At 37.1% G+C, this 13626-nt stretch carries 10 protein-coding genes and 2 pseudogenes; 9 read left to right on the top strand and 3 right to left on the bottom strand.

Annotated features, from left to right (window positions below; translation table 11 throughout):
* Positions 1-739: 739 nt before the first annotated feature.
* The gene (locus tag MHH33_RS12960; RefSeq protein WP_016427921.1) at positions 740-1195 is read left to right on the top strand and encodes a hypothetical protein; all 456 of its coding nucleotides are present in this window, start codon (positions 740-742) and stop codon (positions 1193-1195) included.
* Positions 1196-1323: 128 nt separating this feature from the next.
* Here the strand turns inward: MHH33_RS12960 and MHH33_RS12955 are convergent.
* Positions 1324-1532, bottom strand: a pseudogene (locus MHH33_RS12955) (hypothetical protein); the annotation flags it as partial.
* A 989-nt stretch (positions 1533-2521) separates the two neighbouring features.
* Between MHH33_RS12955 and MHH33_RS12950 the strand changes: the two are divergent.
* Both MHH33_RS12950 and MHH33_RS12945 read left to right on the top strand, forming a co-directional pair.
* Entirely contained in the window at positions 2522-2959 is a 438-nt protein-coding gene (locus MHH33_RS12950; protein WP_016428151.1) for an SMI1/KNR4 family protein, read from the top strand.
* Positions 2960-3104: 145 nt separating this feature from the next.
* Positions 3105-3386 (top strand): colicin immunity domain-containing protein, encoded by a 282-nt coding sequence (locus MHH33_RS12945; protein WP_016428150.1) that lies wholly within the window; start codon positions 3105-3107, stop codon positions 3384-3386.
* 169 nt (positions 3387-3555) lie between these two features.
* Here the strand turns inward: MHH33_RS12945 and MHH33_RS12940 are convergent, their stop codons facing one another.
* Positions 3556-4281: a polysaccharide deacetylase family protein gene (locus tag MHH33_RS12940; protein WP_016427918.1), complete on the bottom strand. Its 726-nt coding sequence runs from the start codon at positions 4279-4281 to the stop codon at positions 3556-3558.
* Positions 4282-4859: 578 nt separating this feature from the next.
* On the opposite strand from MHH33_RS12940, the gene MHH33_RS12935 reads away from it, so the two are divergent.
* The 5 genes from MHH33_RS12935 to MHH33_RS12915 all read left to right on the top strand — a co-directional run bounded on the left by MHH33_RS12935 (position 4860) and on the right by MHH33_RS12915 (position 11429).
* Positions 4860-5276, top strand: a complete 417-nt coding sequence (locus MHH33_RS12935) for a DUF4304 domain-containing protein (protein WP_342541960.1) — start codon at positions 4860-4862, stop codon at positions 5274-5276.
* Between the two features lie 79 nt (positions 5277-5355).
* Positions 5356-5565, top strand: coding sequence for a hypothetical protein (locus MHH33_RS12930; protein WP_342541959.1), 210 nt, complete (start codon positions 5356-5358; stop codon positions 5563-5565).
* A 96-nt stretch (positions 5566-5661) separates the two neighbouring features.
* Complete coding sequence (locus tag MHH33_RS12925; RefSeq protein WP_016427915.1) at positions 5662-6063, top strand: DUF4181 domain-containing protein; 402 nt, start codon at positions 5662-5664, stop codon at positions 6061-6063.
* A gap of 713 nt (positions 6064-6776) precedes the next feature.
* Positions 6777-10037, top strand: a complete 3261-nt coding sequence (locus MHH33_RS12920) for a LamG-like jellyroll fold domain-containing protein (RefSeq protein ID WP_342541958.1) — start codon at positions 6777-6779, stop codon at positions 10035-10037.
* A 324-nt stretch (positions 10038-10361) separates the two neighbouring features.
* Positions 10362-11429 carry a HupE/UreJ family protein gene (locus MHH33_RS12915; protein WP_342541957.1) on the top strand — a complete coding sequence of 356 codons (1068 nt, stop codon included), beginning with the start codon at positions 10362-10364 and terminating at the stop codon, positions 11427-11429.
* 453 nt (positions 11430-11882) lie between these two features.
* Here the strand turns inward: MHH33_RS12915 and MHH33_RS12910 are convergent.
* Positions 11883-12139, bottom strand: a pseudogene (locus MHH33_RS12910) (cupin domain-containing protein); the annotation flags it as partial.
* 210 nt (positions 12140-12349) lie between these two features.
* Between MHH33_RS12910 and MHH33_RS12905 the strand changes: the two are divergent.
* Positions 12350-13615, top strand: a complete 1266-nt coding sequence (locus tag MHH33_RS12905) for a M48 family metallopeptidase (protein ID WP_016427912.1) — start codon at positions 12350-12352, stop codon at positions 13613-13615.
* Positions 13616-13626 lie beyond the last annotated feature (11 nt).

The following is a 13626-nucleotide window of genomic DNA, read 5'->3' as shown; positions in this document are numbered from 1 at the left end:
TAATCAAAAATCGAACTGATGAATATATAACACTGTGAATTACTTCTTCAGTTCGATTTTTTTATAAAATAACATACTGCAATCTACTTTTTAGCAACTCAAATTCTTACTCAAGAAAAACTAAAACTTCAAAGCTACCGCATAATAAAAAGCGAGTAGAAGAAAATTTCCTCTTACTCGCCTGTTTTAAAATTGATTGGAAATTTTAATGAGTGGTAGCAGCTACTTCCTTAATTCCTAATTTTTCTTGTAATATTTCGAGTTCTTTTTTCGCTTCTTCACTCAATTCTTCTTTTTCAGGTACAATTTTCTAACCCTAATTCAACTGCCTCAATTTTATCTAGCAATTCTTTACCTTATTTGTGAATCCACGACCATAACGATTGCATTAGGCTTTATTTTGTTGCTTATAAAGATAAGAATAACATGGAAGAAAAGGATATTTGGAGTAAGATCTGCTCTTGTATGAACTCGTTAACCGTTGTTTTAGGAGTAAGAGTGCTAATGCAGGGAGAGAAACTATGGAGGCTTATGAGATTGCTATGTACATGGTAGAATGTCAGCCTGAGGTCTTGGAAAGGATGTACAGTGTAACAGTAAGTAAACAGTTGGGAGAGCTGAGGTTATATGCTGGCTCTCCTTTTTTCAACTTTTTAGAATTACAGTATACTGGAATACATTTACAAATAATTAATATCATTGTATATTTTTAGAAGGATAACAAAATGGAGGGTAAAAGATGGCTTTAACTGATGAACAGTTTGACTTGCTACTGGAAGATGAAGAACTTGAGAAATACATTAAAGAGTATCAAGATTATAAGATGACCTATAGAGATTGTAAAGCTAAGAGGGATAATATATATAAGAGGCATGGCATAGAGGTTGAAAATATACCTATTAACCATCAGGAAAGAATGGAAAAACTTGAGGAGCTATTGGATGAGGGATATATTGATAAAGCCAATTATGAAAAAAAATTAAAAAGGATAGAGCAGGATATAAAGGATGATAGTTACAGTTTAGAAAAGAAAAAACAGTTAGGTATAGAGATTGATGGCTGTGTATTTGCTGATAATGGAGATATTGACCTAGATGATTTCCTTGATAAATTCATTGAGTTTGTGGAGTCCAATGGATGGCATTATGGTGGAGGTACAAATCAGGTGGATGAGGATGGTAACAACATAAAGTAGGAAATTGGAGCTGTGCTGATGCTGGGCTCTTTTTTTGTCTATTTTTAGCTCAGCCTGTCACAGTCTGTAGTTCCTCTCTAAATACAGCTCTGTAAGAAACATTACAGACAGGAGTTATGGGATTGGTCATAAAGTAATTTACCGCCAGCAGTTAAATGATCAATAGACCCTTTTCGATGCGGATTTCCTGGATTCGCAATTGCTTCTCGAATATATTCTTTGAATTTATCTGTATTTTTTCCCAATATTTCTCACATAATTTTTGAACAGCATTTAAATGTTCTTGAACTGTTTGTATGTCTCCATCTTTTTCACGTATATGTGCAATATACTTCATAATTAACCCCTTTTAAGATTGAAAATTCAAACATTAATATCCGGACATTTTCGTCAAAAATGATTATATTTGAATAAAGATAGCACTGCTGAGTTGTAGTTTTGAAATAAAGTTGTGTTGATCCGAGCAGGATTAACGCTTATTGAACTAACGGGGCAGGTTAGTTGAACAAGGAAATGTTGAAATAGGACCTAAAATTCTTGGGGAAAAGGAAGTAAGCGTAATACGATTCGATAATTTAGGTTTTTATACAAAACCTTATAATTCTACATGGGAGGTTTGCCCTCACCATAATGCTTACTGTCATCATAAAAGGAAGTGTGAGGCAAACTGGATTATTATATAAGTTGTTTGTTTTCTTCGGTTTGTATAAAAGCATCAGTTAACAATTGAATATCTTCCCGTATCTGAGACTTCAGTTTAGGACAGTCACACTTGAAATAATCATCAACTAATCTTGTTAGTTCGTAACTAAATAGATTCATAGGCACAATCTCCTTTTTATTATCTCCTTCTAAATAGTCCCTAAATCCTATTATGAGACATTCTCGTATTAATTAAAAGGAATATTATATAGTCAAAACTATTAGATAAGTTATGGAAACATCTATTGAGAGAGAGAAAGGATGGATTATTTTTATGACCATGTACAAAATTCGTAATAGAGATACACAACAGATTTTTTCGGTAACTAATGGCTGGATCAACGAATTCTAAATAGGTGGTATTTTTAATAATCAGAAGACGGCACAGCTGTTGCAATAGGTTTCCTCATTTTACTGCTCGAATTGTGGGTATGTGTTAGGCTTATATGTTGAGAATCCTCAAAATCTTGGAAAGTGATTTTAAAGTAACGGGTGCATTAGTTAAAGTTCATCGGGCTGTTTAAACAGCCCTTTTTTTTATAGAACTAACGGGACAGGTTAGTTGAACAAGGACATGCATTATAAAATTTGGATATTTCATAAAACTAACAGGGAGGTTATTTAATGAAAGATGTAATAGGACTAATACATACAAGGAAAATAGGCGTTGATGAATCAGACATAAAGGCAACAGAAAATAAGTTAGATGCAGTCTTCCCAGAACAATATAAGGAACTTTTCAAGTTAATCAATAATGCAGAAATAGGTGAATGGACACTTTATCCTATCAAAGACCATAGAAATTCAAGAAAGACTTGGGATGATGTTGTTAGACAAAACAACGAAGTCAGAGAAGAAGATATGTCGAAAGACCTTATTTCAATCGGTGAAGATGGTTCGGGAGATAAATTATGTTTTAAAGTAAATAACGGAAGAATGGAGAATGAGATTTATATTTGGTATCACGAAGATGTAGAACTTGAAGAATATGCCCTTAATTTGAAAGAATTTATTATTTTAATATCAGAAGAAGAGGCCGAGGATGACTTTGAGGACGAATAAATCTTATTCAACTAACGAAGTGCTTTACTTCAATAAGGAGTGAACCTTTTTTCTTATTGAACTAAAGGGGCAGTTTAGTACAATAATAAAGCAAGTAAAGCAGTAGAGAGAAGAAAATTAAAAGTTACTTATTGTGAGGGGAAAAATGGACGTAAACAAATACAAAAAATTGATGGTGGATTTTTTAGAAGAGAAGATGTCAGCAGATGAATTTCAAACACAATATTTTAAAGTGTTTAAAGGATCGGATGATATAATGGGCAAACCCTTATTTGAAATTCTGAATGGGGTATTTGAATCAGCAGATTGTTACTGGCATGAGTGTCTTCCTGGACAAGAGACTCCATTCGAAATATCAGAACAACAACTAAGAAAAGAAATAAATGAAGCATTAATTAAATTAAATAACCTGTTAAATAGTCGTTAGAGCTTATTCAACTAACGGGTGCTTTAGTTGAAGATCACCGGGCTGCTTAGGCAGCTTTTTTCTTATTGAACTAAAGGGGCAGGTTAGTTGAATAAGGGGAAAATCGGAAGGTTACCTATATAACCCTAATAACGTGGAAATTATGGAAAACCTTCTGCTTCAACCACTTTTATTCGTTATTTTTATACTCAATAAGTTCAGAAATAGTTACAAATTTGTACCCTTGTTTTTGAAGTTCAGGCAAAATCTCCTTAAGTGCTTTCACCGTCTGTTTACGATTACCGCCACCATCATGGAAAAGAATGATGTCGCCCTGCTTTGTAACATTCAATACTTTATTGACGATTTTTTTAACACCGGGGTTTTTCCAATCCTCTGTATCTTGATGCCATGACCACATTACAACTGTGTATCCTTTGTCCACAGCCAACTTTATCATGTCATCTGTATATTGCCCGCCAACAGGTCGAAACAACTTTGGGTAAGAACCCGTAATACTGTATATTGTTTCATTGGTCTGTTTTAATTCTTTCTCTAATTTTGTGATTGTTGTTTTTAAAGGATGTGTATATGTGTGATTTGCTATTTCATGCCCTTCATTGTGTACTCTTAATACAAGTTCCGGATATTTTTCTGCATTTTCTCCAATAATAAAGAAAGTAGCTTTAGCATCGTAATTAGCTAATAAATCTAAAACTTCAGCAGTATATTTTCGGTGGGGACCGTCGTCAAATGTAAGAGCTACTATTTTTTCTTCCGTTTTTATATCCCACACCACTTCCCCAGTTTGTTCGTAATGGCGACGTCCCTTATCAGCAAATACATTAAATCCAACATGGAAAATGGAACTTACAAGAATAATTGTAGATAACACTAAAACATACTTTCCCTTCAATTCTTCACTTCCCTAATCCAATTATTATCAAGTATCACATCCATTATATTTTTTACTTTAAGCAATAAATTATACCTTTTTAGCGCTCACTAAATTCGACCTGCTTAGGGCAATTTTGGTCGAACAATGTTTATCAAATCGCCAATTTCCTTTTACTTAGCATTAGAACTCAGAGTGATTATGAAAACACTTGAGGGGGACTTTTGTTGAAGAAATTACTGTGCTGTGACTAACAGGTTCTGTTTAGGTGCACAAAACATTAAAACACAACCGAAAAGGAATTATAAACCGCAATCATTTTTTACGGCGGAAATGCTTAGACATATAGAAAAATAAAGAGTCCGATTCATAAAAGAATCAGGACTCTTTTTAGTAATTGCTTACTTGTACCTCAAAACAGATCCGGTTACTCTGTGACGGTCTTTTATTATTTTGACCAACAAATGCTTGTTCATCTTTACCCTTCTTCAACTAACGGGTGCTTTAGTAAAAATCATTGGGCTGCTTAGGCAGCTTTTTTTCTTATTGAACTAACGGGGCAGGTTAGTTGAACAAATTAACCTGAGAAAGGAGAAAAAATGGAATCGAATCAAAGAAAAATGATGGATAATGCCTTGAAAAAAATTGTGATACCGGCTTTAAGAAAACAAGAATTTAAAGGCTCGTTTCCTCACTTTAGACGGACAAATGAAAAGATTATAGATTTAATTACTATCCAATTCAACAGATTGGGTGGTTCATTTGGAGTTGAATTGGAAACGTGTCCAATAGAAGGTGTAACTATGAGTTGGGGAGAAAAAATCCCACCAAACAAAGCAACTACTCATCATCTAAACAATCGGTTTAGGTTAGGAGCAAAATCAGTTGATGAAGAAGGAATATGGTTTGATTTTGAGAATGCAAAAACAGAAGACGATTTTGAGGAAATAGCTTCAAGTGTTGTGGGTTTATTAAATACATCAGACCGTTTTTGGATTTCTATGTTGTTAAACTAACGGGGCAGTTTAGTTGAAGAAGGTGGGGAGCTTCTAATTGGTAAATTATGTTATAGTTTATTTATAAGGGGGGGGAGTGATGAGAACTAAGATTTTTGAATGGATTGGTTTCATTATCGTTTGCGTCTCGATATATGCTAATGCATCTTTTCGTGCAGATGGTACTAACACGGGGACAGGAATAAACTTAACAGTAATTGGGATGATTATGGGTGCAATTCTTACTTGTACTTTTTTCTATATTTGGAAGTTTGGAAATAAATGGGTACATAAGAAGTCGACAAATTAACCTGCTATTTTATTTAACTAACGAGTGCTTTAGTGGAAGATTCCTAAGTTACTTTTACAACTATAGAGTAGGTCATTTTAATAACGGGAGGATCATATGTTCTTGATAAAGTTGGCACTCTTTGTGTTGATAGTGTTTGGTTTAAATGTGGTAGTAAAGCTTCTTTTGAAAAAAGTACTTAAGATTGAAAAAGAAAAAAATTCCTTTTTTTCTTACAACCACATAAACAATCTGCACAGGAAAATTGATTGGGGTATCAGAATTACTTCTATTATCACAATTATAATTACCAATATATTGGTGATAGTTGAAAATTATCCAAATTACCTTTTACTAATACCAATTTTCTGCATTGGATTAGATTATCCTGTAAGAGCATTTTTTGAGAGGAAATATTCGCAGAACCCCAAACAATATATTCTAACTCTTAGCGAAGGGGTAATAATGTTACTTGCAATAGTAATAGTCATTCAATTTAATTTATTTATTACACAATAAAACTGCTTAGTAGACAGTGTGGTTGCTAAGTCAGTAAGTAAGTCTTCCTCAACTAACGGGTGCTTTAGTTGAAGATTCAATTTCCGAAATAATCCGACATTTTTTTAAAAAGTGAATAGCAATAAACAGGTGAAACCTCGTATTTTGATCAAACTTTGTTCAAAATACGAGGTTTATTTTTTACCTAGAAATTGAGGATGCTCGCTAAATTTTAATCAAACTTTTTTTAAAGCTTCATAAAGTTTACTATAATTTGTTAAGACAATACCGGATTGTCTGACTAAAGATTACGATTGGTCAAATATTCACGGTGGCCTTAGGTTAAGACAATAGGAAATTATCTTAATGTTTCGAATTATATGGTTATAACAATATATCAACATTACAAAACATTTACGTTATATATACACTCTATTAAAATTTATCACTTACTATTAAGCAGTTAAGCAAATTTGATTCTGGAGGGGGGGATCTTGTAGCAAGTGTTGTATAGGATCAATGCTTGCGAATTTAGCTCAAAAACTTTACGACGAGTGAGGGACAACAAGATTCGACGTTAACGGGGTTTCGCCTTCAAAACGCGAATTTTTCCAGCTAAGTGATCAAGTAATATAAAACCCTGATTTTCAACCCCTCTAAGGGACCCCTTAACGGGCTAAGCAAGACGACAAACGGCATATTGAGTATTACAAGAAAAAACAGGAGGATTAATTATGCTATTTCTTAAAAGGCTAAAAAAGTCATTTCTATCACTCATGCTGGTGAATGTAGCCCTGTTGGGTGTAGTAGGCAGTATCTCGGCAGAAAGCTCTGCAGCAGGGGCAGAAAACACTACGGAAGATCCTATCTTCAGCTTCATGTCAATGTCGGACACGCATAGCGATACGGGTAAAACGGCTAAAGCTGTAACGGATGCTAAAAATAATAATGTAAGTGCAATAGTTTTAGCCGGGGATATAACCAATCTCGGGGATAGCGGTGAATATGACGCCATAAGAAATGCTATCGATTCTGTAAAAGATCATCCGCCGGTGTATTATGCAATGGGAAATCATGAATACGATTGGCAGCCGGATTTTAATGTAGCGAAGAACAGATTTATACAAAAGGCAGGAATACCAGAAGAGAAGGTGTATTACCACCGGGAAATACAAGACTATGACTTCATATTTTTAGGGTTTGATAAGAAACCGACCAATTACGCGTATATGTCCGACGAACAGTTAGCCTGGTTTGAAAGCAAGCTTGCTGAAAATGCTGTTCCGGACAAGCCGATTTTTGTGTTCACGCATAATCCTGTTCACCAGACTGTATCCAAGTCATATTCTTCGGATAATTATAATGAAAATTTGGTACAGGAACAGAAGTTCAGAAATATCCTTGAAAAATATCCACAGGTTATTTTAACAACAGGACATCTTCACGACGATACTAAGATAGAAGGCAACATGTACACCAATGGATTCACTGCAGTAAGAGACGGTGCCGTTTTAAATAATCAAGCTATGATTGTTGATGTATATAAAGACAAGTTACATATAAAGGGAAGGGATGTAAATACACAAAAAACCATATGGGAAGGTACTATGAGTCTGCACCCGAATACAACCGGCATGTATGAAGCCGAGGATAGTGTATTTGCATATGCAACCGCTGGCGAAGACATAAATCCGTCCGGCGGAAAGTACGTGAAAATGAACGATGGAAAAGCATATATCGAGTCGCTCAAGGTTGACGGAGGAGCTTCTGGCGGCAACAAAATATTGAAAATCAGGTATGCTACCGATGCTGCCAATGTTACCAAGGGAATATATGTAAATGGAGCCAAAGTACAGACGCTCAGCTTTCCTACTACCGGAAGCATGAGTTCGTATAACGAATTGGTGGTACCTGTTGAGCTGAATCCGGGTCCAAATAACAAGATCGTCATAAAAAGCGATAGCAACGCAGCGGGTGTGAACATAGATAAATTCCAAATTATAGATGGTAACGATCCCAAAAGGATGTGGGGATTTAACGGCAATGGCAACGACAGTATCAAGAATGGGTTTAATGCAACTTTGCATGGAAGTGCTGCCTTTGATAAGACGGATAAAATGGAAGGTTCCGCTTCACTCATCCTGAACGGTGCAGACGGTAATTATGCAAGTACAGATCTTGTATCCAATAAAAAGAACAATCTAACGCTAACAGCCTGGGTGAAGTGGAATGGTGCAACCTCAGGATCTCAACAAATATTGTCCAATGGTGATGGCTTTACCAATGGATATTCCATCGTGTTGGATCATGACCAAGGCGATAAGGTGTCCATTGCAATCAACGGGCAGACGATCCTTGGATCGCAGACTGCTTTGACGGCGGGCCAATGGACCAATATCACGGCGGCAAGAAGAAGCGGCACCTGGGAGCTTTATATCAATGGCAAGAGCACACCGGTAACCAATAATACAACAGCTCCTTATACGCCAACAACGGGAACGTATATCGGTGCAGACAGTAGAGGCCAACAAAGCTTCAATGGACGTATTGATGCAGTAAGGGTTTACAATCAAGCATTGTCTACAGATCAGATCATGGCAATTGCCAACGAGACTTCTAACGTTAAGTTGCAAAGCATCGAAATAACTAAACTGCCAACAAAGTTGAATTACCTGCAGGGAGATGGGCTTAATATAGACGGGCTGGTTGTGACAGGCACTTACAGCGATGGAACAACAAAAGTGGAAAACGTAACGGTTGATAATATTACCGGCTTTAAGTCCTTTCGTATAGGAAAAGTGCAACTGGCTGTGACTCTAGGTGGAAAGACAGCCAGCTTTAATGTAAATATTTTAGATGTATTGCCTGGTTCAGCATTGGTGCCAGGAAGGATAGAAAGTGCAAACTACAATTCGAAACAGGGTGCTGTACTTAGAAATCAACGGATTAATGATGGCGGACCCGCATGGCGAGTGGGTGCTATGGAAATAGGCGACTGGATGGAATATAACGTAGATGTGGCAAAATCGGGATTCTATCAATTAAATTACAAGGTAGCATCAAACGCGGGGTATACGGGAGAGGTTGAATTCCTGGTAGATGGAGTACCTCAAACGAGAACCTCAATCTCAACCGGGGGTCCGACCAACTATGTCATTAAATCCGAAACGGTCAGACTGAGTGAAGGCTCACATAAAATAAGGCTGAATGTAAATGCAGGTTTTTGGGTTTTTCGCTGGTTTGAATTGATAGAAATTCAAGAAAAAAAATTGAACAGCATCACAGTACCTGCTGACATCACAGAGGTGGCAATCGGAACGGCGAAGACAGCGGACGCCCTTGGATTTCCAAAGAAAGTATCCTTGGATACCGATGCAGGCAAGGTGGATAATGCCAATGTGACATGGAATGTAGATGCTTCAAACTATGATCCCACTGCCACGACGGCGCAGACCTTCACTGTAAATGGAACTGTAACTTTGCCAAATGGGGTGGCAAATCCCAATAACGTGCCTTTAACAACAAGCATTAGAGTAACTGTTAATAAGATCCCAGCGTGGACCGCCGCAGTTACCGCTTCATCGTATTACGATGCCGCTCGTTCTCCCGACAAAGTGTTCGATGGCATCATAGGGCAATCGGGCGAATGGGCGTCCAAGGGAGAACAGAATCCATGGATCCAGGTGAATTGGACGACGAATCAAACGATCAGCAAGATTACCTTCTATGATCGGCCCTATTTAGCTGACTGGGCGCCCGGCGGAACACTTACCTTTAGCGACGGAAGCACTGTGACGGTTTCAGGAATCCCGAATGACGGGAGCGCTTATTCTGTAACTTTCCCTGACAAGACGGTGACATGGGTCAAATTCCAGGTATCCGGTGGAAGCGGACCAAATGTCGGTTTGTCGGAAATGAAAATTTTAGCGCCAGTGCTTCCGGCTACGGAGATTAGCGTCCTTGAAACAGAAAGTGTAATACCGAAGACATCGTAGACTTCAAACCGGTTGCCGTGAATACGAGCATAGGCAATACCCGCACTTCCTGCAAAGGTTGAGGCCATATACAATGACGGAACAACAGGGGCAGTGAATGTTGTATGGGAGGAAATCACAGCAGCATGTGCTGCAAGACGCTCAATATTTATTGACACAATTACGATTCGCACAAGGGATTAGATTTAAACTTTGATGAAAAGAGGTCCCGCGGCAAAATATTTGCTGCGGGACGTTCTATATTAAGGCGCTCAATATTTATTGACACAATTACGATTCGCTCCGAGGGTTTAGATTTTAACTTTGATGAAAAGAGGTCTCGCTTTGAAACTACGTGCATTCCTGTCCTTGTTCATAGTCACCTTATTATTTTGTGCGAATGCCAGCACTTCATTTGCCCATACCGACAAAAGTAGGGGTTACTCGAATTTAAACATTAAAGGGAAAACGATTGACTATGAACTTTTTCTTGATCAAATAGACATGCTGGAACAATTTGATACCAACAAGGATAAATATCTGGATAACGAGGAACTGTCCTCGCAGAAAGAAAGAATCGAATCGGTATTACAGAAAGATCTTCGTATAGATGTGGATTCGAAGCCCTTAACGATGGAAATGCTTTCGATGGAGTTGGCAGAAAAGGGTTCCACGATTGGCGTAATTTTTAAATTAAGGATAACCGCCGATGAAGCTATCGAACAATTTAATCTTCATTACAATCTGATGTTTGAAGATGCGCCTCTACATACGAATGTACTTTTGGTCCATTCAGGGGATTATTTCTATCAGAATATTCTTGATACCAAAAAAAAAGATGTTCAGATCACCATTGCTCAGCCTGAAAGTGAATCCGTCCTATGGAAATACTTTGTACTTGGAATCGAACACATTTTGACCGGGTTCGATCATATGCTGTTTTTGTTATCCTTAGTATTAATCGCATCTCGCTTCAAGGATGCGTTGAAAATTGTTACTGCTTTTACAATCGGCCACAGCATAACACTATTCTTGGTGGCCACCGACCGTATTCAGGTCAGTTCGCATTGGGTCGAAGTTTTTATAGCGCTGACCATCTGTTATGTGGCAGTGGAAAATATATTTGTTCAAAAGGTGAAATGGCGGTGGCTATTGACAGCCATATTTGGCCTGATTCACGGTATGGGTTTCGCCGGGGCTTTGACTGAAATAGGACTTCCAAAGAGCAATCTGATTGGCACACTCCTCTCATTTAATTTAGGAGTGGAAACGGGTCAGTTCATGGTATTGTGTCTATTACTGCCTCTCTTGAATTGGCTGCGCAGGTTCCCATGGTATCGTAAAATGATGATCTCAGCGTCTTGCCTTATTTTTGTTTTAGCATTTTATTGGTTGCTTCAACGTCTGCAGTAAACTATAAAATTGTAACTATATCTTTGGAGCAATATTGGAAAGATAAGACAAAGTATGAGCTAGTATGTAAAACGGAATTAAAAAATGAAGAGCCTGAATAGGCAGTATTTTATGTACTCCAATTAGCAGCGCAACTTGGAAATGAAATCAATGTAGTTGGTCCTTTGACATACGAAGAAAACAATGTAGTGTTTGAAGGGTAATGCTCATCGCCTAAAATAGTAGGATAAAGTTGGTTCCACTTTAATATTGATAATTTTAAATAACCTTCTTCAACAAACGGGTGCTTTACTTCAATAAGGAATGAAGCCTTTTTTCTTATTGAACTATCGGAGCAGTTTTAGCTTTCGGTATTTACAGGTATGCTCCGCATGTATCGTTTTAACGCAAATAACCCACCATTCTTGTAACGCCCAAAACCCTTGATAGATAAAGGTTTTAGGCGTTTTTTGTTTAGGTGTTAAGGTTATAGAAAGAAGGATTAACGCATTTTTCGAACCATTCAGGAGGACCTACTGTTGTATCTGGATCAATGGCAAGATGAACAAACCAACTATCAGCTGCAGCACCATGCCAGTGTTTACATTTGGAAGTATTTCCACTACATCTCCTGGATATATTTCTTGAGCAGGTTTTCCTTTTTCCTAATACCAGCCTCTTCCGCCAGTAACCAAAAGAATCTGTCCACTCGGATGTGCATGCCAATTGTTCGTTAGGTTTTGATTAGATATTGGCTTTAATACAGCACTCCTTTCATTTTAATAAATACTCTGTGATGATATCTCTAAGTCCGTCCAAAGTGGGCTTTTCTTAATAGAATAGTTGGAAATAAAGCATATTTGTTAGAATATGGTTCTATCTTTTCCGTTTTTGATTACACTAAATGTATGTAAGAGAGAGTGAGTGGAGGTGAAGTGGATTTGACGAAAAAATGGGGAATTAATGCTCTTTTCTTATTTGGGGTATATGCTTTCCTGATGTATGTTTATATCTTCCATAGTGGCAGTGGGGGTATACCTGCAACTTTAAAAGGAACTGTTGCAGATCCGCATGTTTTTATGTCGGATCGAGAATTGTACCTTAGTGAGGAGTATTCAAGAATAAAGAATTTTCTCTTTTTTGTATCAATACCGTTTGAATGGCTTGTCTATTTATTTATACTGATTACTGGACTTTCACAAGCGTTTGAAAGATGGATTCCTTTGCAAAAAAAATGGGCAATTTTGCAAAATGCAGTATATGTATTTTTACTGTCTGTTCTTACGTTTATTGTTTTATTTCCTTTAGACTATTACAGATATTTCTTAAGTAAAAAATATGGGATTAGTACCCAGGATTTCAATTCTTGGATGCGAGATAATGTCATTGATTTTTGGGTTAACTTAGGAACGACTGTAGTGATTGTAACGGTTCTTTATTGGCTTATAAATAAAAGCACAAAGAGATGGTGGTTCAATGCCTGGTTACTAATGATTCCTTTCTCCATTTTCCTCATGTTTATTCAACCAGTAATAATCGACCCCTTATATAATGATTTTTATCCACTAACAAATAAAGAATTAGAGACGAAAATTCTCACGTTGGCTGAGCAAGCAAAAATTCCAACAGAACATGTGTATGAAGTTAACATGGCGGAAAAGACAAATGCTCTAAATGCTTATGTTACGGGGATTGGGAATAATTCAAGAATAGTATTATGGGATACGACTTTGAACCGCTTATCAGAAAATGAAATTCTCTTCATCATGGCTCATGAGATGGGGCATTATGTGGAGAAACATATATATTTTGGAATCGCTCGTTATATCCTAATGATGCTTGTCGGGCTCTGGTTAACCGCTAAAATAATGCCTTGGGCTATCCATCGCTTTGGACGTGTATTAAAAATTAAACGAGTAAACGCTATTCATTCATTGCCATTATTTTTACTTATTACATCTTTTCTATTATTCGTTTCAAGTCCAATTTCAAATTATATTTCTAGATATCAGGAAACAAGAGCTGATCAGTATGCAATAAACCTAATGGACGACCCGGAGGCAGCTGTCAAAACTTTTCAAGAACTTACGAAGGCAGGATTGAATGAGGTGAATCCTCCACTACTCGTAAAATGGTTTCGTTATTCACATCCGACAATGCTAGAAAGAATAAATAAAGTTGCAAATGAAAATGAATCAAAAGAGTGAGGGGCAAAATA

The organism is Paenisporosarcina sp. FSL H8-0542 (assembly GCF_038632915.1).
Taxonomy (GTDB): domain Bacteria; phylum Bacillota; class Bacilli; order Bacillales_A; family Planococcaceae; genus Paenisporosarcina.
Note: the sequence above shows the minus strand (reverse complement) of the source record. Positions and strands in the feature narration are given on the sequence as shown.

Coding starts and splice junctions, on each gene's coding strand:
- MHH33_RS12960 (WP_016427921.1), top strand. CDS start 740: ATGGCTTTAACTGATGAACAGTTTGACTTGCTACTGGAAGATGAAGAA.
- MHH33_RS12950 (WP_016428151.1), top strand. CDS start 2,522: ATGAAAGATGTAATAGGACTAATACATACAAGGAAAATAGGCGTTGAT.
- MHH33_RS12945 (WP_016428150.1), top strand. CDS start 3,105: ATGGACGTAAACAAATACAAAAAATTGATGGTGGATTTTTTAGAAGAG.
- MHH33_RS12935 (WP_342541960.1), top strand. CDS start 4,860: ATGGAATCGAATCAAAGAAAAATGATGGATAATGCCTTGAAAAAAATT.
- MHH33_RS12930 (WP_342541959.1), top strand. CDS start 5,356: ATGAGAACTAAGATTTTTGAATGGATTGGTTTCATTATCGTTTGCGTC.
- MHH33_RS12925 (WP_016427915.1), top strand. CDS start 5,662: ATGTTCTTGATAAAGTTGGCACTCTTTGTGTTGATAGTGTTTGGTTTA.
- MHH33_RS12920 (WP_342541958.1), top strand. CDS start 6,777: ATGCTATTTCTTAAAAGGCTAAAAAAGTCATTTCTATCACTCATGCTG.